At 51.6% G+C, this 23942-nt stretch carries 19 protein-coding genes; 9 read left to right on the forward strand and 10 right to left on the reverse strand.

Translation table 11 applies throughout. The features are described 5' to 3' along the window. Positions 1–13: 13 nt before the first annotated feature. Both ACYVFD_RS17170 and glgP read right to left on the reverse strand, forming a co-directional pair. Entirely contained in the window at positions 14–577 is a 564-nt protein-coding gene (locus tag ACYVFD_RS17170) for a hypothetical protein (protein WP_461091502.1), read from the reverse strand. 246 nt (positions 578–823) lie between these two features. Next, complete coding sequence (gene glgP, locus ACYVFD_RS17175; RefSeq protein WP_461091504.1) at positions 824–2500, reverse strand: alpha-glucan family phosphorylase; 1677 nt, start codon at positions 2498–2500, stop codon at positions 824–826. 200 nt (positions 2501–2700) lie between these two features. On the opposite strand from glgP, the gene ACYVFD_RS17180 reads away from it, so the two are divergent. Continuing rightward, on the forward strand, positions 2701–3894 hold the full coding sequence (locus tag ACYVFD_RS17180) for an acetate/propionate family kinase (protein WP_461091506.1): 1194 nt from the start codon (positions 2701–2703) through the stop codon (positions 3892–3894). A gap of 86 nt (positions 3895–3980) precedes the next feature. Here ACYVFD_RS17180 and ACYVFD_RS17185 read toward each other — a convergent pair whose 3' ends face one another. The 5 genes from ACYVFD_RS17185 to ACYVFD_RS17205 form a co-directional block, all read right to left on the reverse strand. Next, the gene (locus ACYVFD_RS17185; protein WP_461091508.1) at positions 3981–4361 is read right to left on the reverse strand and encodes a spore germination protein GerW family protein; all 381 of its coding nucleotides are present in this window, start codon (positions 4359–4361) and stop codon (positions 3981–3983) included. A gap of 12 nt (positions 4362–4373) precedes the next feature. Beyond that, complete coding sequence (locus tag ACYVFD_RS17190) at positions 4374–5078, reverse strand: hypothetical protein (RefSeq protein WP_461091510.1); 705 nt, start codon at positions 5076–5078, stop codon at positions 4374–4376. Positions 5079–5215: 137 nt separating this feature from the next. Next, positions 5216–5899, reverse strand: coding sequence for a hypothetical protein (locus ACYVFD_RS17195; RefSeq protein WP_461091512.1), 684 nt, complete (start codon positions 5897–5899; stop codon positions 5216–5218). Between the two features lie 92 nt (positions 5900–5991). After that, on the reverse strand, positions 5992–7038 hold the full coding sequence (locus ACYVFD_RS17200) for a response regulator (protein ID WP_461091514.1): 1047 nt from the start codon (positions 7036–7038) through the stop codon (positions 5992–5994). Further along, positions 7016–8620 (reverse strand): sensor histidine kinase, encoded by a 1605-nt coding sequence (locus ACYVFD_RS17205; RefSeq protein WP_461091516.1) that lies wholly within the window; start codon positions 8618–8620, stop codon positions 7016–7018. The genes ACYVFD_RS17200 and ACYVFD_RS17205 overlap by 23 nt, the downstream gene beginning before the upstream one ends. A gap of 207 nt (positions 8621–8827) precedes the next feature. Between ACYVFD_RS17205 and ACYVFD_RS17210 the strand changes: the two genes are divergently transcribed. Then, the gene (locus tag ACYVFD_RS17210) at positions 8828–9244 is read left to right on the forward strand and encodes a thioredoxin domain-containing protein (RefSeq protein WP_461091518.1); all 417 of its coding nucleotides are present in this window, start codon (positions 8828–8830) and stop codon (positions 9242–9244) included. Here ACYVFD_RS17210 and ACYVFD_RS17215 read toward each other — a convergent pair. Next, complete coding sequence (locus tag ACYVFD_RS17215) at positions 9233–11749, reverse strand: cation-translocating P-type ATPase (protein WP_461091520.1); 2517 nt, start codon at positions 11747–11749, stop codon at positions 9233–9235. The two genes, ACYVFD_RS17210 and ACYVFD_RS17215, sit on opposite strands and share 12 nt — an antisense overlap. A gap of 222 nt (positions 11750–11971) precedes the next feature. On the opposite strand from ACYVFD_RS17215, the gene ACYVFD_RS17220 reads away from it, so the two are divergent. From ACYVFD_RS17220 to ACYVFD_RS17250, 7 genes are all read left to right on the forward strand, one after another. Beyond that, complete coding sequence (locus ACYVFD_RS17220; RefSeq protein ID WP_461091522.1) at positions 11972–14335, forward strand: phosphoketolase family protein; 2364 nt, start codon at positions 11972–11974, stop codon at positions 14333–14335. Between the two features lie 229 nt (positions 14336–14564). Then, a complete protein-coding gene (locus ACYVFD_RS17225) occupies positions 14565–15377 on the forward strand; it encodes a universal stress protein (RefSeq protein ID WP_461091524.1) in 813 nt (270 codons plus the stop codon). A 118-nt stretch (positions 15378–15495) separates the two neighbouring features. Next, complete coding sequence (locus ACYVFD_RS17230) at positions 15496–16485, forward strand: 2-hydroxyacid dehydrogenase (protein WP_461091526.1); 990 nt, start codon at positions 15496–15498, stop codon at positions 16483–16485. A 12-nt stretch (positions 16486–16497) separates the two neighbouring features. Beyond that, the gene (locus ACYVFD_RS17235; RefSeq protein WP_461091527.1) at positions 16498–16926 is read left to right on the forward strand and encodes a hypothetical protein; all 429 of its coding nucleotides are present in this window, start codon (positions 16498–16500) and stop codon (positions 16924–16926) included. Between the two features lie 203 nt (positions 16927–17129). Continuing rightward, positions 17130–19358 carry a hypothetical protein gene (locus ACYVFD_RS17240; RefSeq protein WP_461091529.1) on the forward strand — a complete coding sequence of 743 codons (2229 nt, stop codon included), beginning with the start codon at positions 17130–17132 and terminating at the stop codon, positions 19356–19358. Between the two features lie 12 nt (positions 19359–19370). Continuing rightward, complete coding sequence (locus ACYVFD_RS17245) at positions 19371–20009, forward strand: DUF998 domain-containing protein (protein WP_461091531.1); 639 nt, start codon at positions 19371–19373, stop codon at positions 20007–20009. Next, positions 19996–20622, forward strand: a complete 627-nt coding sequence (locus ACYVFD_RS17250; protein WP_461091533.1) for a hypothetical protein — start codon at positions 19996–19998, stop codon at positions 20620–20622. The genes ACYVFD_RS17245 and ACYVFD_RS17250 overlap by 14 nt, the downstream gene beginning before the upstream one ends. A gap of 28 nt (positions 20623–20650) precedes the next feature. Here the strand turns inward: ACYVFD_RS17250 and ACYVFD_RS17255 are convergent, their stop codons facing one another. After that, positions 20651–21091, reverse strand: a complete 441-nt coding sequence (locus ACYVFD_RS17255; protein ID WP_461091535.1) for a hypothetical protein — start codon at positions 21089–21091, stop codon at positions 20651–20653. Beyond that, positions 21088–23940 (reverse strand): fibronectin type III domain-containing protein, encoded by a 2853-nt coding sequence (locus tag ACYVFD_RS17260; RefSeq protein WP_461091537.1) that lies wholly within the window; start codon positions 23938–23940, stop codon positions 21088–21090. Before ACYVFD_RS17260 ends, ACYVFD_RS17255 begins: the two co-directional genes overlap by 4 nt. Positions 23941–23942 lie beyond the last annotated feature (2 nt).

Raw genomic sequence — 23942 nt, forward strand, 5'->3', positions numbered from 1 at the left:
GACGGCCTATAGCCTACAAATCCTGTATTTCTTTAAGCGGTTTCCATACCTGGCTGGATTTGGGTACTGGATCGCCCGAGCAGACCCGGCATAGATACATGAGTTCCATCGACCAGCCCCTATCCACCTTGCCCAGCGTAAGCGTGATCTGGGTTCGGGGCGTCAGCCAGTTGACGGTCTGAAGTTCGTCTACCCGTTTGGTTTTTCCGGGGCCATATTTTTCGCGGAGCAAACCTTCCAACTCATTCGATGCGGCTGTCACGTCGGCTTCGGTGATCCCAGCGGTCGTGTAGTAATAGTAGGAGGCTGACAGCAGCGAATCGCCATTGAACGCATATTCCAGACCCATTTTTCGGTTGATGAGAGGTACTCGGGCATACACCAGTTTATCAGCTTTTGATGATGTCAGTTTTTCTTTCTCCGCTTCTTTTACCTGTTTGGGTGAGAAGCCCCAGCGTACCTGACGAATATCAGATGATTGTTGAGCAAGTAAAGAATGGCTGATTATCAGGGATAACAGTACATAGAACAGACGCGAATAAGTTTTCGACATCGGAAATAAGATCGGCTTATGCATGAATGATGGTCTTCAAACCAAGTTGATTATCATGTAAAACCGTAGGCCAGCAATACTGTTTTGAGCTACTCTATTACGATATACATTAGGTTGTTTTCTGTCATCCCGACGCCGGAGCGGGGATCTTCGGAGACGGCATAAAAGTAATCTCCGAAGATCCCCGCTCCGGCGTCGGGATGACAGAAAACCCCTTGTAGCATTCCCTAAACTATTTACGCTTGAGTACTTACACATTGAGCAAGTAGTTCAGGCGAGTTGGTTTTCGGTGGCTGAGCGGATAGTCTGCGGAAGTGAATAGAGCTTCTCGTAGTACTCAGTTGCCATTCGGTCGGCGTCGAAATAGGGCAGTATGTCGTGCAGGCTGTTTTTCATGAGCAGAAGCCACTGGTCTGGTTGTTCGTAGTACATCGGTAAAATAACCGTTTCCAGTAGCGTATACAGATTTTCAGCGTCGAAGTCGTCCTGTTGATGAGGAGGCCATACCAGCTTGGCTTCGGGCAGGACAAAGCTGTTTATCCCGTTTTGGGCAAATTCAGGAATCCAGCCGTCGTTGGTTGAACAGTTGATGGCTCCGTTCATGGCGGCTGTCATGCCGCTGGTTCCCGATGCTTCACGGGTTAGACGGGGTGTATTGAGCCAAACATCAGCTCCCTGTTTGAGCAGTTTCGACAAATGCATTTCATAGCCTACCAGCACCGAACAGTTGGGGTATTGCTTTGATAGATGCACCAACCGATCAAATGTGCTGATACTGGCGTAATCGAATGGATATGGCTTACCGGCCCAAATGATCTGTATGGGGTATTTCGGGTTATTCAGCAAACGTTCGAAGCGGGCAGGGTCTGTCAGGAGAAGGTCGGCTCGTTTATAGCCCGCAAACCGGCGGGCCCAGACGATGGTAAATACGTTCGGATCGAACAGGTCGCCGGTTTGATTCGCAATCAGATCGAACAGGGCCAATTTGTTCGACCGTTTTCGGGAAACCAGGGTGGTATCATCGTTGGCATTGGCGGCCGTATCCAGTACCGGATCGCCCCAGAACTGATGATTTTGGGCATTGGTGATGGAAATGATTGGGCAAATGCCTGGATTAGCCTGCCACATTTGCTGACTCACTTCCTGATGTCGTTTGGATACGGCATTCGCACGTCCAGCCAGTCGGAGGGAGCCTAACGCCCAGTTGAACTGCTCATCATAAATGCCCGTAGTCCGCTGGACATCTTCCAGTGGGAGTCCGTCAAAAAATCCCATTCGGTCTAGCAATCGATTATCACTGCGTGGGTTTCCGGCTTCTTCGGGCGTGTGCGTCGTAAATACCAATCGTTCCCGAACGGCTTCAGGAGTGCCTAATTGCCGGAGGAGATAAAACGCCAGGGGCAACGGGTGACTTTCGTTCATGTGGTACATGTCGGGTACGATCTGAAGCTGTTCCAGAAGCTTAGCGCCCCCAATACCGAGCAAAATACTCGATGCAATACGGGTTTCGGGATTCGGGTCGTAGAGTCGATGGCAGATCGTTTGGGCCAGATAATCGTTTTCGGGCAGATCGGTGGAAAGAAAATACGTTGGTACGGTGCCGAATACGGTTGGCGGCAGATAATAAGCCGTTACCCAGACCGAAGCCTGATTGATCCGGATCTGAAACCGCAGATTGGTCGGCTGAAGAAAGCTGTAGTGCTTTTCCATGAACAGTACATCCATCGTCTGATCGGCCTTTCGGACCTGATCGTAATAGCCGTATTTCCACAGAATGCCTACGGCCGCCATCGGTTGGTGAAGTGCATAGGCACTACGCATATGCGAACCGGCCAGAAAGCCCAGACCACCCGAATACGTTTTCAGGTATTGGGCAAAGGCATATTCCATTGAAAAGTAAGCCACGAAGGGTGTACGCTCAGCGGGCGTCGAGGGGATAGAATCCATAAAGTCAGGTTGATGAGTCGCCATTTCTAGCCCGAAGGTCGGTAATCATCCTGTGCAGCGGGCTGAAGCCAAACAGCCGGAAAGCTGATTCTTATCAGACGATTGACTACAAACAGCTATTGCGTTGAGTGTGGTCATAGGGGCCAGCGCTTTCGATGTAGAGTTTTACTGAACGAACGTAGCCTACACCGAAGCCATTAATGCATACTGACTATCAGAAAATATCGTCTCAACTACTGGTGCTGAACAGTGGTTCATCGAGTATAAAGTTTGCTGTTTATAATCTGGATGAGCACCGAATTGCATCCGGAAAACTGACGCGCATTGGGCAGAATCAGGGCCTATTTGAACGAACTGGCTTGCTGCATACCCAAACTAGTCCGTTAGCCTTGCCCGATCACGCTGCTGCGCTGAACACGTTATTCAACTGGCTCCATCAGCAGGGAAACCTGAAAATCGAAGCCGTTGGGCACCGCATCGTGCATGGAGGAGAACACTATTGGGCACCGCAACAGGTGACCCCCCAACTTCTGGCCGATCTACGTTTGCTGGTACCGCTGGCTCCCGATCATCTACCTGCTGAAATCAGCCTGATCGAAGCGGTGGCCGAAAGGTATCCCCAGTTGCCGCAAGTAGTGTGCTTCGATACGGCTTTTCATCACACCATACCTGCCGTGGCTCGCCGATTGCCTTTGCCTCGTCAGCTGGCCGAGGAAGGACTAGTGCGGTATGGATTTCATGGCCTATCGTACGAGTATGTACTGACTCGGTTAAATCAGGAAGCTGGAGCGCAAGTGGCAAACGGGCGCGTGTTGGTGGCTCATTTGGGAAATGGAGCCAGTATGGCAGCTGTTCTTAATGGAAAAAGCCTGGATACAACGATGGGGTTTACACCCACTGGTGGCCTGATGATGGGAACCCGTACCGGCGATCTGGACCCCGGTGTACTGCTGTATCTGGTTAAACATCTGGGGATAAATGGTTCGGAATTAAGTCGTTTGCTGAACGATGAATCGGGTTTGCGTGGCGTGTCGGGCGTCAGTGCCGATATGCAGACGTTACTTCAGCAGGAATCTTCCCAACCGGCGGCAGCCGAAGCGATTGAGTTGTTCTGTTACCTGGCCTGTAAACAATTGGGAGCGCTGGTTACCGTGCTGAATGGGCTCGATACGCTTGTGTTTACAGGAGGTATTGGCGAGAATGCGCCAACTATTCGTGCCCGAATCTGTAATCGGCTAGGCTTTTTAGGGGTTGTTCTCGATCCCGATCGAAACCAGGCCAACGAAACTATTATCTCGCCCGACGGACATTGGCCCGTGGTTCGGGTGATACCTACCGATGAAGAGTTGATGATAGCCCGCCATACTCGACAGGTACTGCTATCAAGTAAATGAACAATGCATAATGTAATATGCATAAGCAGGGAATATCCATTATGCATTTTACATTATGCATTTTACATTATGCATTGTTCATTTAATTAATCCTTGCGTCGTCTGAGCAATCCACTGGCAATAAGCCCAAGCGCAAAGCCCAGCACCAAGGTACGCGTGTTCCATAGCGGCACATAGCGGCTCGATGTTGGTGTAACTTCAATAAAGCCTTTGGGCCGTACGGTCAATCCTCCTCCTAATCCTCCACCTTGACCTTCCTGGCGATCAGATCCGTCGGTTAGGGGTGTCTTGGGAGTTGTCTGCCCTGCACCGTATCCGCCCCCAAAGCCAACGATCACACTGGCAACGGGGATGATGGTTTTGTCGTTGGCTACAATTGGTTCTCCAAATACTTTCTGTACGGTGGCTCCTGTTAGCAAGCGATCCAGTACAGGCTGGAACAATGATTGTTGGGGTGGTAAGCTCATGATCTGATCAGTTTATTGGTCGGAAGTATGATGGAAGGCACCAATGCCAACCGTAAGCGTAACAAAGAAACCGTTGGTAGCATAGCGTGGCCGGTCGGTACCCAACAGATCGCCGGTGGTTTGCCAGCCGGTTGAGTAAGGGCTCATCTGGTAACCAGCCCGTAACCCCAGCAATACACCCCCATAGGTGTCATAGTCGCCAAACGTAGCTACTTTCCAGTCGGCACCCACGCCCAGTTGCACATTGATGTTTGGTAGCATAACCGATGATTCAGTTGTCGTAGTTCCCTGCAGCTGGCGCTGTGTCATGCCGACGACGGTACCACCGATACCTGCTAATGGATAAAGCCAGAAGCTGGGTTTGTCTACCACAATACGACCCACATAAAGGTAGCCTCCTCCGCAAAAGGGCTCGGCATAATAGGTTGAACTGCCAAAGCTGCGTCGGGCCATGCCGTAACCACCCGCGCCCAGAATGAGCTTGTCGAGTCGGGCGTATCCTTCGCCACCTACATAGACAAAGTCGTTTCCAGAAGTAGATGGCAATGACGGGCTGATCTGGGTCAGGGTACGCCCAATCTGATGGAGATTTGCATAACCGATTCTGAAAAAACCGGCACCGCCATATTGTTTGGCCGACTGGGCCAGCGCGGTAGAGCTTTCGACGAGCAGCAAGAGCGCTAGAACGAGCAGTAAAAAGAGGAAAAGTCGTTTCATGGTTGATACTCAGTACGTTTATGGAGTCAAAAGTAAATCGCTCCAATTCCGTTTTCCCTGAGGTGCGTCACGCGATGGGATGAAGTTGCTCAGATGGGTTCTGCGATAGGCAATGTTGATTTCCCATTGTCAGGGAATCAATGGACTCGAAATCCTCCTCCGCCGAAGCCCAACGTCAAATAAAAACAGGAAGGGGAGTAGCGGGTAGTAATAATAGGGTCGCTCAGGTCGCTATGCCATTCGGCAGAGGCTGTTGTTAGCCGGTACCCGATTTTCAGGCTAAGCATAGGACCGGCCTGTAAGGTTTTGTCGGGGGTCTTTCCGGACATCAGCCAGTCGAGCGTTAAGGCTAAATCCGTCGAAAACCCATCATGTGTATACGTTCGGAGGCTCCCGGCAGTGGGCTGGACGTTTATGTTAAACGAATTGATGCCGGGGCCCAGGCTTGGATACAGTTTGGTACGGTGATTTTGCCAGGCGATCCAGCCCATCCAAATGTGCGCATTGGAAGCCGATGATTCCACCATAGCCCCGCCCGTCGACGGTTCAAAATGTTTATTGGCTAGCGCCGATATGCCTGCTCCAACCAGCCAGCGATTGGATCGCCAATAAAGATCGCCACCAACGAGCAGGTATTGATTCGACGTGTTCGGGCTGACTCCCTGATTAAGCTGATGAATGGCAGCGCTGGCTCCTGGCCATTGACTGGAACCCAGATAAATAAATCCGGCTCCACCCTTCACCGACTGAGCCTGCGTCGTTGTAAAACGCAACAGAAACGTCAGTGCGATTAGGAATAGGAATGTAACAGAAGCCTTCATAGCCAGAAATGCGATTGGACGGATATAAAAGTACCCGGCAATTTCTGCCCAACTAATGAGAACGCTTAGGCTACAGCCTGATTTCCATCAACCTACCAATTGGCCCGGCGTAGTTTTTCGGGCTGCACCACCCGAATACTGCCTGATGAATTAATTTCAATTAGCCCATCCTGCTTGAATTCGCTGAGGGTTCGAATGAGCGATTCGGTAGCGGTTCCGGTCAGTGCCGCCAGATCGTCGCGAGAGAATTGGATGAGCGCGTCAGGTTGTTGATCGTGGAGTCGAAGCACGGTGTCGGCCACCCGACGGCGAAGGGAGCTATAGGCCATGCCGAGTAGCTGCTTTTCGCGTTCGCCAACTCGTCCGGCCAGTAATTTGATAAACTGCTGACTGACGGCAGGGCTGCTCGACACAAGTTGAAGAAAGTCTTCTTTCGGAATATAGAGCAGATCAGAATCTTCCAGCGTAATGGCCGAGTCGGTATACTCGCGGTTTTCCAGGAGGGCAAAATAGCCGAAAAACTCCCCCGCTGCATAAATACCCGTGATAAATTCCTTGCCGTCGGTGTTGTTTCGAACAGTCTTGACTTTACCTGATTTGACAAAGAACAACCGGGTTGGGTCGTCGCCTTCCGAATACACATACTGCTTTTTGCGAATACTGTGTGGTTTCCGGTCGACCGATAGGCTGTTCAGATTGCCAACGTTTTTCGCGTCGTCCAGAAATTGATTGAGCCCATCCTGCTTCAGGTCATAATCGGGCCGTAGATGCGTGAATCGGTTTAGTCGTCCTTCAATGGCACTGAGCAGCTCACTTTCTTCGAATGGCTTGGTCAGATAATCGTCGGCCCCCAGATCCATACCTTTCCGAAAGTCATTCCGTTCGGTTTTGGCGGTCAGAAAAATGAAGGGCACCCCCGAGAGCTGCGGATTTTTATTGAAAACCTGTAAAACACCATACCCATCGAGTACGGGCATCATGATGTCGCAGATGACCAGATCGGGTTTGGTTTCCAGGGCTATCTGAACGCCAATTTTGCCATTCGCAGCAGTGAGCACCTTATAACTGGCCAGTTCAAGGATTTCGGCCGTTGTTTCGCGAATGTCATCGTTATCTTCAATCAAGAGAATGGTTTTCATACGGTAAGCTGAAGGTTATGGTAGTGCCTTTATTCAATTCACTGTGCAGACTGATGGTGCCCTGCATCAGTTCGACATACCGGGCAACAATGTGTAGGCCAAGGCCTGTTCCTGACACATTCGTTGCGTTTTTAGCCCGGAAAAACTGTTCGAACAGATGCTGTTGATCGTCGGTAGCAATGCCAATGCCCTGATCGATCACGGTTATCGTTATGAGTTGTTCCGTACAATGGCTGATTATCTGTATTAAAGACCCTTCGCCCGAATATTTAATGGCGTTTGAGAGGAGGTTAACGATTATTTTACGCAGCAGCGATGGGTCCAGCCAGATGGAGGGAGGGCATTGAATGGCCGTTTCAACGGTTTGGCCCGTTTTGAGCAGGCTACTCATGTCATGGACAACCTCGTCGACAAGCAGAGGAAGGTTGACCAGAGCCGGATGGGCTGTAATTTTTCCTTCTTCAAGTCTGCCAACGGATAAAAACTCTTCCAGGATATCGTTCAGGTGTTTGACCGATGCCTGGATGCGATGCAGATGTTTCTGGCGTTTTTCCTGCTGGTCGGTGTTCGGGTATTTTTCAATCAGGGTGGTTGAATTCAGGACTGCCGTGAGTGGCGTACGAAATTCGTGGGAAGCCATCGACACGAAGCGGGATTTCAGTTCGCCCAGCTCACGCTCGGTCTTTAGGGCCTGTGCCAGTTCATCTTTCGACTGTTCCAGTTGTTCCAGCGTGTCCATCAGTGCCTGGGTCCGGTCGGCCACTTTCTGTTCGAGTTCAGTATTGAGTCGTTCCACATAGGCCTTCTGTTCCAGCAACTGCCGCTCAGCTTCCTTCTTAAACGTGATGTCTACGATGTAGGCTACTGCATACATCATATTGTCGAGCCGGAAGTAACCCAGGCTGATTTCAACCGGGAATAGCGAACCATCTTTCCGCTGGGCATACAGGTCCCGGTTGTGCCCCATGGGCCTGGCCTGCGGATTGGCATTGAACGAGTGCCGAAGTTTCTCGTGATACTGACTTACGCTTCGGGGCACGAGCTGCTCAATCGACAGGCCAAACAACTCGTCGTGCGCATAGCCAAACAGATGATCGGCCATGCGGTTGGTCGACACAATTTTTCCTTTTTCGTTGGAAACGATGATCCCAATAGTAGCATTGGTAAAAACAGCCTCGTAGCGTCTGACGCTTTGGTCCAGCTCTCGCTCCGTACGGTGCAGTCGATCCAGGTTGGCAATCCGAACCAATACCGTTTGTTCGTCCGAAAAAAGTTTGAGGGTAATTCGGCCCCAGAACGTTTCACCTGTATAGCGCTGAATCTCGGTTTCCTCTTCATAATGCCGTTCCTGCCTGAGCCGGGCGTTGGCATCGACCTGCTCCTGGTCCGAGAGGGGATGACTTCGAAAGGAAAGCTGCGACTGGGCCACCAGGGCTTGCTCGGAAGGGTACCCCAGCATCTGTATCCCTGCCTGATTGATACGGACGTAGTGATTCTGCCGGAAATCATACACACCCAGAAAGTCATTCTCCTGTTCGAACAGGACATTCAGCAGGGCATCAGCATCGACTCCATTGAACATATTGAATTCCCAGAGCAGTTTCTGGTTAAGGAAGCGTTATGGTAGAACAAATAACGCAAATGAAGTTTTGTTGATGCAACTTATTGACCAATAAAATTGAAGTAGGCCCATTATCGCGGAATGATTACGTATTGGAGCCTTTGTTTGGTATATAATAAATCTTCTCAATTGGGTCTGTAACTTATGAATCGCTTCTTCGTCTTATAAATGTTAGTTGATTACCTGATCGGAATCATTTTTTTGCCGCGCATTGGTCCTGATCTTCACACCAACTTTAATCGACTATGCCGATTTGGGAAACGAGATAAGTTTATGAATACAGGCCGCACGAAACGGTTAGTGCCCAATGCGACATTACCAGTCTTACTGACGTTTATTTCTGCCGATGATACTCCCTTTTCATCGGTGAGAGAGATGGTTAATGAATTGCAATATCAGCTTGATGGTAAAATCAGGGTTTTGAAAATAGAAGCAGCCGCTCATCCAGCCATCGTTCGTAGTTTCGGCCTGCAACGATTGCCCGCTTTTGTTCTGCTGTTACAGGGAACCGAACTTTGGCGGCAGGAAGGACTGCCCGATACCAATTTGCTGAATCTGCTGCCCAGGAATTTGCTACAGGCCTGAGCGCTCAGGCCGTTGCCGCCACCAGCGGTATCCTTCTGCCCATACTGTTGCTGCCGCTGAACATAGAACACATAATCCCCATTGGTTGAGCGTCAATGGGGCAAACTGCATCAATGAACGAAGTTCGGGAATCAGTAATGTGCTGATCAGCATAGTCAGTGTAAGCCCAATAACCGTCCATAAAACAGGGTTTGGTCGTTGGAACGCCGTCAGAAATGACTCTCGGTTCGACCGGCGAACCAGTGTTAACCAGATATTGCTTAAGACCAGATTGGTAAAAGTCAGCGTACGAACGGTTTCTGCCGGATAGCCCACGTGCATGGCCTGATAATAAACGCCAAGGGTCATAAACGCAATGGCTACCCCCTGAAGGATACTCAGGCTCATTTCTCCAGATGTCAGGAAGCTGGCCGTTGATGGCCGGGGAGGACGTTTCATCAACCCATCTTCGGCAGGTTCCTGTTCGAAGGCAATGGAGCAGGTGGGACCCATGATGAGTTCCAGCAGGATAACGTGAATGGGGTTCAGCAGGTTGATATATGTCCAGTTGGCGATCAGTGGCAGGGTAACTGTCAGGATGATGGGAATATGAATGGCGACGATATAGGAAATGGCGTTTTTGAGATTCTGATAAATCCGGCGACCCAGCGCAATCGCGTCGACCATGCTGCTCAGATCATCGTTTGCCAGAATGAGTGAAGCCGCCTGTTTGGCAAGTTCGGTTCCGCGCCGACCCATGGCTACCCCAATATGAGCGGCTTTTAGCGCCGGGCCGTCATTGACCCCATCGCCAGTCATGGCCACTACTTCCTTATTGGCCTTTAACGCTTCTACGACTCGAAGCTTTGCCTGGGGTAGCATACGGGCAAATACGCTGACGGTATTGACCGTTTCGCGAAGGTCATCATCCGACAAGGCCATCACCTGTTGTCCGGTCAGCCATGTCTGCCCGTTCGCCAGGCCAACCTGTCGGGCGATGGCAAGCGCCGTTTCGGGCGAATCGCCCGTAATCAGCTTGACCGCTATACCTGCCTGTTTGAATTGCTCAATGACCCAGCCTGCATTAGGCTTGGGCGGATTTTCGAAAGCAATTAACCCTTTAAACGACCACGAAAAGTCGTCCTGTCTGGCTGGATAAGTTGTTGTTGCCCAGTCGCTACCCGCAATTCCCAGCACCCGATATCCTTGTCTCGATAAAACACTGGCTTTTTCCAGAATCGTAGCCGCTTCTGCCTGATCTAGCCGACAAATTCGGACAATACGTTCAACGGCTCCTTTCCCGGCTATCTGCTCCCGGCCTGTTGCTGGATCATACACATGCGTCATCATGGGTGGCGTACCCGAAAGTGGATATTCATGCACCATTGGCCGCTGAACTGGATCGTCGGGCGAACGATAGTCCAGATAAGCCGTCAGGATAGCTTTTTCCATAGGGTCGAATGGTTCGGGTTCACTGGCCCATCGGGCATACGCCAGTACTTCCCAGCCCGTCGTTGTCAGGTGCATATCCGCATCAGGAGAAAGCGTTATGGTTTCTCCGGCGGCATAGATGCCAGTAAGGGTCATCCCTTCCTGGGTAATTGTCCCCGTCTTGTCGACGCAGATGACCGATGCCGAGCCTAAACTTTCGACTGTTTGCGGCTGTTTGGTCAGCACCCCCAGCCGCGCCATTCGAGCGGCCCCCAGCGCCATGAAACTGCTGAAGGCTACAGGAATTTCTTCGGGCAGGATGGTCATTGCCATGGTCAGGCCAAAGAGCAATGAGGTGACCCAGTCGCCGGAACGGGCGAAGTTGATGATACAAACCAGTAAAAAGGCTACCACTCCTACAACGGCCATCCGATTGACAAACTGGTGTATTTGTTGCTGTAAGGGTGTTTTTTCGAGGACTATGGATTGGAGCGAATGACCCAGTTGCCCCATTTCGGTATGTTGCCCGACCGCTGTAATCCACAGAAACACCCGGCCCGACGTGAGTACGGTACCGCTAAATAGCGAGGTGCCGGCTTCGATCTTGGCAATCGGTATCGATTCGCCAGTGAGCATGGATTCATCGACTGAACAGTCGTTGGCCTGCAGCAGACGCCCATCGGCCGGAACAGTTTGCCCTTCGGTCAATAGCACAATGTCATCTACGACTAACTCTTCGGTGGGGAGATCGACAAGCTGGCCATTGCGCATCGCCTGAACAGTGGGTTGGGTTAGCTGACGAAGGGCTTTCAGGGCGGTATCGCTGCGGATGGATTCAAACACCGATAACCCCGCCACCAGCAGCATAGCGATACCAAGCACAATGCCTTCGTGCCATTCGCCCAGAAAAATGTAGATGGCACAGGCCCCAGCCAGTAAGCCAAACATAGGCTCCGTGACAATGTCGATCAGAAGTTGCCAGCGATTTTCCTGCGCAGGTAATGCATTGGCCCCGTTACGAGTTCGTGATGCTTCGGCTTCGGCGGTCGTTAATCCGGTCAGGTTAGCAATGGGTTCGAGTGTTGAGGAGGGCATGGTACACCGACTGAAAATTGAGTTTATCAAAGTTGATTCCGTCAGTAGTTGAATCAACTGACATTTGATGGGTAAGTGACTGATTCTCCTCACTCCCGATCGACGCACTGGCCAGACTGATGAAAGTCATTAGGATGCCTAATGCCCATCAGACTACTACCGACGGCCAATCAACAACTTTGCTGATGGTACTATGTCCGTGTTTGCTTTTTCCCAATACCAATGAACCAGACAATTTCACTCCCAACTGTCGAGCCTAGTCCGCAGCGATTAGCGAACGTACATCGTTACTGGCAGGCTACCAATTACCTTGGTGCCGCTCAGCTCTACCTGCGTGATAACTTTCTGCTGGAACGTCCGCTGAAAGCGTCCGACATTAAACCGCGTTTGTTAGGGCACTGGGGAACACAACCTGGGTTGAACCTCGTCTACGCGCACCTGAATCGGTTGGTTCAGGATACCGATGCGCAGGTACTCATGGTGGTTGGGCCCGGTCATGGGGCTCCGGCCATTCTGGCAAATCTGTATCTGGAAGGCACAATGGGTGAGTTTTATCCTGAGTTTACGGTTGGTCTGGACGGAATGAGTGAGCTGATTCGTCAGTTTTCCTGGCCGTACGGATTGCCGAGCCATCTGGTGCCGGGTACACCGGGGCAAATTCAGGAAGGGGGCGAACTGGGATATTGCCTGTCGCACGCATTTGGGGCAGCACTGGATAATCCTGATCTGCTGGTAGCTTGTGTGGTAGGAGATGGCGAAGCCGAAACCGGACCACTGGCAGCCGCCTGGCATTCGAACAAATACCTGAACCCCGCAACCTCGGGAGCCGTACTGCCTATTCTGCACGTAAACGGCTATAAACTGTCGGGGCCGACGATCTACGGGCGAATGAGCCAGACTGAGTTGACCAATTTGTTTACAGGCTACGGTTATCAGGTTCGGTTTGTCGGGGGTAGTGATCCTATGCAGGTTCATGCGGCTATGTGGCAGGCTACGAACTGGGCTTACGAAGAAATACAGACGATACAGCAACGGGCACGTATGGGACTGATGACGGGTGTACCTGCCTGGCCGATGATCATTTTGCAAACGCCCAAAGGCTGGACCTGCCCACTGACCGTTGACGGTAAACCCATTGAAAATACATCACACGCTCACCAGTTACCGGTTGCCGATCCGGCTGGACAGCCTGCCCAACTGCCTGTTCTGGAAGGTTGGCTTCGAAGCTATCGCCCGCAGGATCTGTTCGATACAATGGGTCGTCCGTTTACGAATGTTGTCGCTATATGCCCAACGGGTGACCGGCGTATTGGTATGAATCCTCACGCCAACGGAGGTCAACAATTAGTTCCGCTGCAACTGCCCGATTATGCGTCGTATGCCGTGTCGGTGCCGTCGCCAGGAGCCGCAATGGCAGAAGGAACAAATACGCTGGCACTGTATCTGCGCGATGTTTTCTGCCTGAATGAACCAGCCCGAAACTTTCGGATTGTATGCCCCGACGAAACCACCTCGAACCGAATGGCACCCCTTTTTCAGGCGACGCAGCGAGCCTGGATGGGCCCCATGGTCGAAACAGACGAGTTTCTATCGCCCGATGGCCGGGTCATGGAAATTCTGAGCGAACATACCTGCGAAGGCTGGCTGGAAGGGTACCTGCTCACGGGACGGCACGGACTATTCGGATGCTACGAAGCGTTTATCCCCCTGGTCGATTCAATGCTGAACCAGTATGCAAAATGGCTGAAGGTAAGCAAGGAAACCCCCTGGCGTAAACCGTTGGCGTCGCTCAACTACCTGCTGACCTCACACGTCTGGCGGCAGGATCATAACGGCTATACCCACCAGGCACCGGGTTTTATCAACTCGGTCGTCGAAAAGAAAAGCGACGTGGCACGAGTGTATCTGCCACCGGACGCCAACTGTCTTCTGTCGGTAGCCGACCATTGCCTCCGAAGCCGTGACTATATCAATCTGATTGTGGCCTCTAAGGCAAAGCAGGCGCAATGGCTGACCATCGACGAAGGCCGCGCCCATTGCAGCCGGGGTATGTCGGACTGGGAGTGGGCTGGCAATGCCAACGGGCACCAACCCGATGTCGTGCTGGCCTGTGCGGGCGACGTGCCGACGAATGAAACGGTAGCGGCAGCCGCTATTTTAGCCGAACACTTGCCCGAATTGCGGGTTCGGGTGGTTAATGTGGTTGATTTATTGACGATTCAGGCACCAGAACGGCATCCGCACGGATTCCCTGAAGCCGCTTTCGTTCAGCTATTTACGGAAAGCAGGCCGGTTGTTTTTGCCTTTCACGGATATCCCACACTCATCCATGAACTGTTGCATCATCGGACCAATCCGACCCGGTTTCATGTACGTGGCTATATGGAGGAGGGACGCACGACAACCCCCTTCGATATGCTGGTGCTAAACAACATGAGTCGGTATCAACTGGTACTGGCTGCGCTGGAACATACCAGCAAACGGCCTGGTGTTCAGAAGGTAGCGGATTGGTGTTACGACAAGCTGGAGCAGCATAAAGCCTATATCTGTCGGGAGGGGCTGGATATGCCTGAAGTAAGAAGCTGACCATTAATCATTTAATTTTTTTGCTATAAGTAGCTCAGTGAAAGTGCATTAGATTATTTTTTGTCATGCTGGCGAAGGAAGCAACTTCGGAGATGACCTCTTCCATGGTCTGTGTCCTCACAGACCGTCTGTGCGCCAGCCTGGTTTGCCTTCGGACGAACGGTCTGTGAGGACACAGACCGTGGATTAATGCTAGTAAACTTGGTTTATACTGTACTGAATCGTTTTTATGAAAACTATCCTGTTAGCTACTGATTTTTCGAATCATGAATTTTGGGCGGCTGATTATGCCTGTCAACTGGCTCATCAGCTCCGTACACACTTGGCTATTGTTCATGCCTATACACCCGTTACGCTGGCTCAACTGCATGGTTCTGTCGCTTCGACAACCGATCAGGAGCGTTTTCGGGCCATTAGCCAGCTTAGCCATATGCGTACTCGGATGATCAGTGCTACCAAAGGCGCTATTGATGTGTCGATTACGGCGTTTCCGGGTGATCCTGAAATGGCCATAAATGCTGAATTGACGCGGTTAAAACCCGATTTGCTGGTGATGGGATTGGCGGGCGAAAATCCCGAACGGGCGCGGAAAGAGGGGAGCCTGGCTACCAAACTCATCCCGCAAACACAGGTGCCGATGCTGCTGGTTCCGCCGGGAGCACGCTATCAGGCTGTGCAGACGATCGTTCTGGCGGTTGATCTGTCGGAGCCGGTCGATGCGCTGGCACTGGCCAATGCCAGGCGATTTGCTCAACTTTTCGGGGCCACGCTGGATATTGTCTGTATGGACGATGAACCCGACGAATACGTCCAGAAAGCTGCCGAAGGTATCCGAAAACTACTGGCCGATCAGCCGCATACCTTTAGCTTTTTGCCAGGCAACGATCTGAGTATTGTGCTGGAAGACTTCCGTATCGATCATAAAGCCGACCTGATCATGATGCTGCCTAAGCCACATACCTGTTTCCAGACATTTTTGATGGAAAGTAATACGCAGCATGTGGCACGTCAGAGTGCAGTTCCGGTATTGGCTGCTGTATAAGCGGGTCGATCGGACCGTACCGACAGACGAAAATCAGTAAAGCGACTGACGAAAATCATAGGGTGGCCCTGGCCGGGGAAAGAACTTTACTGATTAATCTATAATCGGTTGCTCGGTTATGAACATTGCTTTTTTCAGTGCGTTTTCCTTTGAAATACCCTGGTTTGAGTCGGGGACAGGTCATCAGATTACATTCATCGACAAACCGCTGACGCTGGAAACCGTAGCGTTAGCAAAAGGTCATCAGGCCGTTTGCGCGTTTGTCAACGATGACCTGAGTCGACCGGTTTTGCTGCTGCTGAAAAAGCTGGGTGTGTCGGTCGTTGGGATGCGATGTGCGGGTTTGGACAATGTCGATCAGCAGGCTATGGACGAACTGGGCATGACCTTGCTGACGATTCCTGGTCTTTCTCCCTATGCGGTAGCCGAACAGGCAGCCGCCCTGGTGCTCGGGCTTGTCCGTCACCTGCCCGAAGCGCACGAACGGATTCAACTGGGTAATTTCGCTATTGATGGGCTGGTGGGCACTGAATTGCATGGCAAAACCGTCGGGATCATTGGCGTTGGGCGAATTGGCCGGGCCTTTGCCCGAATTATGCAGGGGTTCGGGTGTAAAGTAATTGCCTATGACCTTCATCGGGACCCTGCTCTTGTGGAAACGGGCATTCAGTATGTGTGGCTGTCCGATCTGTTACAGCAGGCTGATATTGTCTCGCTGCATTGCACACTCACCCCACTGACCGAGTACCTGATTAATGACTATACGCTGGCGGCCCTTAAACCGACGGCTATTTTAGTGAATACGGCACGTGGGCGTATCGTCGACACGGCAGCCGTTCTGAAGGCGCTGGATACTGAGCAATTGGCTGGTTATGGGGCTGATGTTTACGAGCGGGAGCGGCCTTATTTTCATTACGATTATTCGGACAGGCATGTTGAAGATGCGTTGCTGAATCGCCTTCGTCATCATCCGAAAGTCCTGTTAACGGCGCACCAGGGATTTCTGACCGGAGAGGCTCTTCAGCAGACGGCTCAACAGTTGCTTCATCAGTTTTCCTTTTATGAAAACCAGAGAATTATCCATGTTCCCCGTGTATCAGTATGCTAACCATCATGTCGTATGAAATCGGTATATCGGCTTTCGAAAACTATCTGTCTGAGTCTGCTGGCGTTCCTGCCCTGGTCATGTGATGACCACCGAATACCACCCTCCTCTGCTTTACTGACAGGGTGTAAAACCGGCTGGGTAACCGTTGATCAAACCTACCACGGCTCATCCATTGGCGGACTCGCGCCCGACTGTTACCGTATCCAGTTTGGCCAGGATGGTCAGCTCACGGTCGATCGGTCAAGGTGCGTCGGTCAGGATACCTCACCCTTGGTATTGGGTAACTGGTCCAGTACTGACACACAAATTTTGTTGCCCAGCCGGCCCTGGAATGCCTATGGTACATCAACCAACCAGCTCTCCGAAATTACCGCCACAACGTTACGATTTGGTTACCGGGGAGGGCCGGATCATATCGAAGAAGTATGGTCGTGCCGGTAGTGTATTGTCAGGAAAAGATACATTTAAAAAACGCGGTGACACGTTGCTGGTGGCCTGACGATCAGCTAGTTGTAGTTTAGGTTCGACACAGATAAACACATGATGTATTTCAGGTGTAATGCTGATTAGGGTCAGGGAAGGAGCGAATGAGGAAGGCTAATTTTGGATAGTTCAAATCCGAAATAAATCAACCTTCCTGCAACATGAACTGTCGTCTGCACCCCCTGCTCTTATTCACCGTCAGCTTCGCCCTGCTGTGTATTCAATCGGTATTCGCCAAGCCAACCTGGACCTTTAGTGTTGTCGTAGCCGTTGAAAAACAAACTGCCGACTATTATCAGAACATGCTCTCGAAGTCGATCGAGCAGATTGTAAAGGACCAGATGGCGACGGTGAACGCCAATTTTAATAGCTCTCCGAACTTCAATGGCATCTATGACTTCCGGGTCGACTCGATCTATGTGTTCGATGGCTATGCTCCGACGGAAGTTTTTCGACCGCACCCGCATTTTACCTATGCTGTAGTGATCGATGGAAAGTTTACCAGTAATTCCCAGGGAGGAGGCTGGTTAGGAAATAATCAGGTTATTTACCACAAATGGGACTGGAGCTCGAATTTCGACAGCGGGCCGTTTGGGTCGGGTGCAACCGATGGGCTAACCCACGAGTTTGGCCATGCGCGGGGTGGGGTCGATATTTATGGAATGCGGGTGGAAGGGTCTAATAATCCTGTCAGTGGGGAGACGTTTGAGCCGGTTAACTCCATCATGAATTTCCCCTACGGCAACATTGTCTGGGACGAATATACCACCAACCTGCTGAACTCCACCGCTGGTGACCCTATTGTCGGGAATAGCTGGATTCTTGATCCTTTTCCGGGTTCTATCGGTATTAAAACGGTCGATTACCTGGGGCAGCCATTGGGCAATGTGAAGCTGGACGTGTTTCCCGTTAATTGGTTTTCGTATTCGGTGGCATCTGCGCCGGTGACGACCACTATGTCTCAAATGGATGGGTCATATACGTTTTCACCAAACCCATTCCAGCCTGGTTCGACCGGCTATCCATGGTTGATGCGGTATAGCAATTTTCTCATCAAAGCGACGTATAACGCTACTGTCGTTTATAAATGGATGCCTTTATACGATGTGCAGAACGCCTATTTTCGAAACGGTGCCAATTCGGCATACACCGCCGAGGTTGCTTTTCCGGCCAGTACACCCATGCTGAAGCTGACGGGTGTAAGTGCAACCACCGTTTGCTCGCCGACTACCATTTCGGTTTCGTTTACGGCCAGCGGATCGTTTCCGTCGGACAATACATTCAACCTGAACCTGATTGACAACTTTAATAGTACAACCACAATAGGCAGCATTACGAGTACATCGGCAACAGCTATATCGGGTACTATTCCAGCTGGAATAAGGACAGGGGCTCATTCGTACTCGTTGGTTATCGTTAGCACCAACCCGGAGATTCGTACCAGTACCTATCCCATCACGATCAACAGTACGCCTATTGCCCCCGTTGCAGAGCCACTTTATTTATGCCAGTATAGTACGGCTGAGCCCTTGCAGGCAACTGGCCCCAATTTGCTCTGGTACACAAACCCTTCCGGTGGTACAGGGTCGCCTACAGCTCCAATTCCCAACACCAGTCAGCCGACATTGCTGATGTACTTTGTTTCCAAAACGCTTAATGGCTGCGAAAGTGCAAGGACTATGCTGATGGTAACTATCTATGCCGCTCCGAATGCTACGCTGACCCAAAATGGTCCACTAACGACCAGCCAGACCAGCGCTACCCTTACGGCCAGTGGTGGCTATTTATATGCGTTTAGCGGACCCGGTATTCTAAGTCAGGACACTGGTACAGGACAGGCCGTCGTGAATGCATCGGGAACCTATTCCGTAACGGTAACAGCTAAGGGAGGCTGTACGAATACAGCGAGTGTCGCGCTGGCTGGAACGGATTTAAGTCCAACCCTGGTGCTTCCTCAATCAAACTTTGGGGCTGTAGGTGCCGACCGGGTACGCAATTTTGTGGTCAATATTTATGAAGTGACCGGTTTGCCAACGGCGGTTGGGCAGGCAACGATCACGATTACAGTACCAACGGGCTATACGATTTCGTTCGATAGCGACCAAACCAGTATCGAGGTGAGTGGGGCAGAAGGAGAGCCGGTATCTGTCGATAATCCACGCTGGCAGGTTTCCAATGAGATAGCGGGGCAGCAACTCACCTTGACGATGAAGTCCGGTGAACGAATTACTGGCGCTGGTCAGTCGGTGGTAGGGTTTCAGATTGTGCGAACGACTGCCAATTCGGGTAGCGTGTCAAGCATTACTGTGAACGTGACCGACGACGCCAGCAAAGCCTATGATGGTAACCCAGCCAATAACGTGTATGCCCGTATTATCAGTGGGTTGTGATTGTTTCTGAATATGACTATCGACTTACCACAGCGATCGCTATTGCTGGTGTCAGGTATGGCTGCTGTCGTTCTCTATGTATTGCATATCGTGCTAGGGGGGATTTTATGGTCCTCGTACAGCCAGTTGCAGCAACCTATTAGCGATTTGACGGCCAGTGGAGCGCCAAACAGAGGACTATTACTAGGCTTAACTACTGGCTACGGACTTCTGGCTATCCTTTTTGCGTTGGCTGTCGCCTTTACCGAGGGTCGTAAACATGGTAAGCTCGTGTTATGGGGAAGCATCACCTTTGTACTGCTCCACCTCATCTCGAACCTGTACGGATTTTTCCCGGAAGATTTGCCCGACTCTGCTCCTACGTTTCGGGGCGTTATGCATCTGGTGATTACGGCCCTGATCGTGCCTTTCACCATGGCTACTCCCTTCCTTCTTGGCTTTGGATTACGTGCTGAACCCACCTGGAATCGCTTTGCGCAGTATTCTATTCTGACGGGGTTCCTGATTCTGATCTTTGGTGGTTTGACGGCCTTTTTCTATGCGCATAAACTAGCCTATTTTGGGTTAGTGGAGCGGCTGAATATTGGCGTTTTGCAGATCTGGACGTTCTGTTTATCCCTGAAGCTGACAAATTTGTATGAACGGGCTTAGCTTTCGGAGCGTATGGGTACTTATGCTGCTTAGCTGGCAGACCGCGCTGGCCCAGCAGGCATCGTACCATTATCTGGGTGGTGCAATGCCTGCTATCGATAAGCCGGTCAATCTGTATATTGGCGCAACCCATCAGCACCAGAACTTCTTTGGAAAACCGTTTTCGTTTCAGGGCCTTGAAATGGGTTCTGTTATGCAGCATCATTTTCTGCTGGGCGGCTATGGCGCTACGTTTGCGTCTACACTGGCTACCGAGCGGGGAAATGCCCCCCTGTTCGTATATATGAATCAGGCCGGATTGCTAGTAGGTGTTTCGCAGGACAACCGGGCTATCATTCATGGGGGAGGTCTCCTGAATCTTGGGTATTTTTCATTAACAGGGAATAACCAGGATTTTAACCTATTGCATCCCGGTAGCCCGTCTATCAGGTTGAGCGGGCTAGTGGTTTCTCCGCAAGTATACGGCGAACTGAACCTGACCCGGTGGATGAGGTTTCGAACGGGACTGACCTACACATTTTATTCGTATACCGATCAGTCGATTATAAACCCTTCTGATCTACAAAACGTATCGTTAACCTTCGGATTTATCGTTGGTAAGTTTGTCCGATAAGTTCTTTTTGGTGTGATACGGATTCGTTTTACTCGGGTATTAATGCATACTGGTTGACGGTATTGCCTGTTTTGCGGCTTTCGGCGGTCCGTTCGAGCGATAAAGATGAACCATCGGGCTCACTTAGAATATAGTATTCAATCAACCCATTGGTGTTGGTCGGTTTGGGCGTTAGGTTGTCCAGCAGGAGTCGTTTGTTATCGGTCGATACGCTCCATGTACCGGTTGTGACCCGACCGTCAACATCTTTCAGGGTTACTTTGTCCGGCTGGCTCAGATCGAGCCGGAAGTTGGTATAGCCTGGCTTGATATTCGACGTAGCGCCCAGCGTAAAGACCAGTACTTCGGTTTCTTTTACGGTATTGGCTTTCCAGACTTTGTTAATCAGACTGCTAATGGGCGTGACGGGTTTGGGCTGACAACCTGCCAGGCCAATAAGCACTATAAAGAGACCTAGTAGTTTTTTCATGGCAGTAGAATTCGTTTCGTGAAGAGCCGCCCTTCCACCTGGATGGCAACGACGTATACACCCGTTGGTAATTGGCTCAGTGAATAAGTCCAGGCAGCACCCGGCACCACCCGTCGGGTGTCGGTCAGATGAACGCGCCCATTCAGGCTATGGAGTTGAAGCTGAGCCTGGCTGGACTGGTACCAGTCGGTTTGGATATGCAGTGTACGATCGGCGACGAACACCTGTGTTTGCGAAAGCCACTCATCTTCCACCGCAATCAGAATTTCCTTGATCTGTGCTTGCGCGACGTTCGAAAAGCCTGAACTGCCGGCGGTGTTGCTGGCCTGGATCCGATAATAATAAGTGGTGAATTCCTGCAAACCAGCGTCTGTGTACGTAGTCTGGGAAGCTGGAACGGTCTTTATTTCCTGAAAAGGCCCCGACGGACTCGTGGACCGCTCAATGCGGACATTCACGGCCGAAGCACTCACGGCGGGCCAGTTCAGTTTGACCTGATCGTAATCGACCACTTCGGCAGTCAGATTGGCGGGCGTAGCCGGTGGCGCTAACGGAGTGGTTGCGCAGGCCGGGTCTGTATAGGCCGACGGACCGGCCGCATTTTTAGCCCGAACCCGATAACAGTACTGAGTGTTGTCGGCCAATGCCTTGTCTTCATAGCTTGTGGTGTTGGCTGGTAGGTCGGCTATTTTCTGGAATGAATTGCTCGTACCAGTAGCCCGTTCGAGTTCAAAGCCGCTTTCGTTCGTCGATTGGTCAGTCCAGGATAGGTTGATCTGGCTGGTCGAAATCACTTTGGCGATTAATCCTGCGGGTTCCTTGGGCGGCACATCAGGTGTAATGGCATCGGCTACATTACTATTGGGCCCGGTTCCGCTGGCGTTGGTAGCCCGGATTCGGTAGTAGTAGCGGGTATTGGGTGTCAGGCCGTTGTCGGTGTAGGTGTTTGTCGTTCCGGCTACCGTTGTCAGCGAATTCCAGTTGCCAGCACCATCTGGGCTACGCTCGATCACGATAGTAACGGCATTAGGTATGGTACTCCAGTTCAGGCTGATCTGGGTGGTGGAGGTAGCTGTAGCTTTCAAATCCTGAGCCGCACTGGGCGGGCCGACGGGCGTTGTGACATCGACCGAGTTGGATGGCCCCGACGAACCAGCCCCGTTCACGGCCCGAACCCGATAGAAATAGCGTGTTTGTGGCGCTACACTCTGATCTGTATACGTGGTGGCATTTTGACCTGCATCGCCAATTTTAGTCCAGGTGTTACCGTCCGGACTTCGGTCAATCTGGAAGCCTGATTCATTACCGGATAAGTCGGCCCACTGTAGACTCACCTGGTTGTAGGTAAATGAGGTGATGGCGAGCCGGGCGGGGTCGGCCGGGGGGACATCCGGCGTAATGGCATTTACAACGGTTGAGTAATCGCCCGGTGTACCCGCACTGTTCAGCGCCCGAACCCGGTAGTAGTAACGCGTGTTGGGTGTTCGGCCATTATCCACAAACGTAGTGGCCGTAGCAGGAGAGGGGCCGATCTGCTGCCAGCCATCCGCACCATTCGGGCTCCGTTCGAGTTGATAGCCGCTGGCTCCCGCTACCGCATCCCACGACAGACTGATCTGGGTAGTTGAGGTCGCTACAGCCTTTAGATTTTGTGGAATGCCTGCGGGCGGAGCGGGAGTTGTTGCACAGGCCGGTGGATCGGTATAGCCACTGGCACCGACATCATTGACCGCTCGCACCCGGTAACAGTACTGGGTATTGGCCTGAACGCTCTGGTCACTGTACGTCTGCGTGTTCGGGCCTACGTCAGCCAGTTTAGTGTACGAAGCCGTTGAGCCACCCGTAGCTCGTTCAATCTCAAATCGGCTTTCATTATTGCTCAAATCGGCCCATTGCAGATCGATTCGGTTGTAAGCAATGGCTTGCGCCTGCATCCGCGCCGGGGCCGTTGGGATGCTTTGAGAGGTTGTTTTGCATACGATGGCCGAATAGTCGTGTCCACTTTCACCGATGCGGTAGCAGTATTCGGTATTGGATTCCAGCCCCGTATCGGTAAACTCACCACTGTCGGCCAGCCAGTCTTTAATCTTGTCGAAATTGCCGGATTGGCCTTTACGTCGTTCGATGGTAATGCCCGATTCTTTGCCGTAGGGCGTCCAGTTCAGTTTGATCGAACTGCTGCTCAGGGTGGTGGCGATCAAATTTTTGATATTGGTTGGCGCCAGTGGAATCGTTTGGCAGGCGGGGCCAGCATAACCAGATGAGCCGCCCCCGTTGGTGGCCTGTACCCGATAGCAATACTGCTGACCGCCCTGTACGCCATTGTCGGTCAGGCTAGGGGTTCGGCTGTACTGAACCGTCTGGTAGAGACTATAAGCCCCTCCCTGTACCGACCGCTCGACCCGGTAGCTCGTTGCTGTACCACCAGAGCCGTTGTCCCATTTTACCAGCACACTGCCATTCTGCAAGGTAACCGAAAAGCCCGTTGGTGTTCCGGGTGGCTCCTGGGGTGTGCTGACCGTCAGGGTGTTCGAATACGTAGGCGAAGCACCCGTGACGAATACAGCCCGGACCCGATAGCTGTATGTATTCAAACTCGTAACGGTTTTATCCTGATACGACGGCGTATTGGCTGAAGCCTCCCCGATTTTAATGAAACTACCGGTAAGGCCTATACGTTCGATCTCGAACTTGGTTTCGTTGGTCGATTTGTCGTCCCAGGCCAGGTCGACCTGATTATAGGTCGTGGCGGTTGCCTTCAGATTGGTTGGGGCATTGGATTGGGCGAGCAGCGGTATAGAAGCCAGCATGGCCAGTCCCAGCAGCCCAAAGCGTATCAATGAGTTCATAG

This window comes from Spirosoma gilvum (assembly GCF_054776815.1).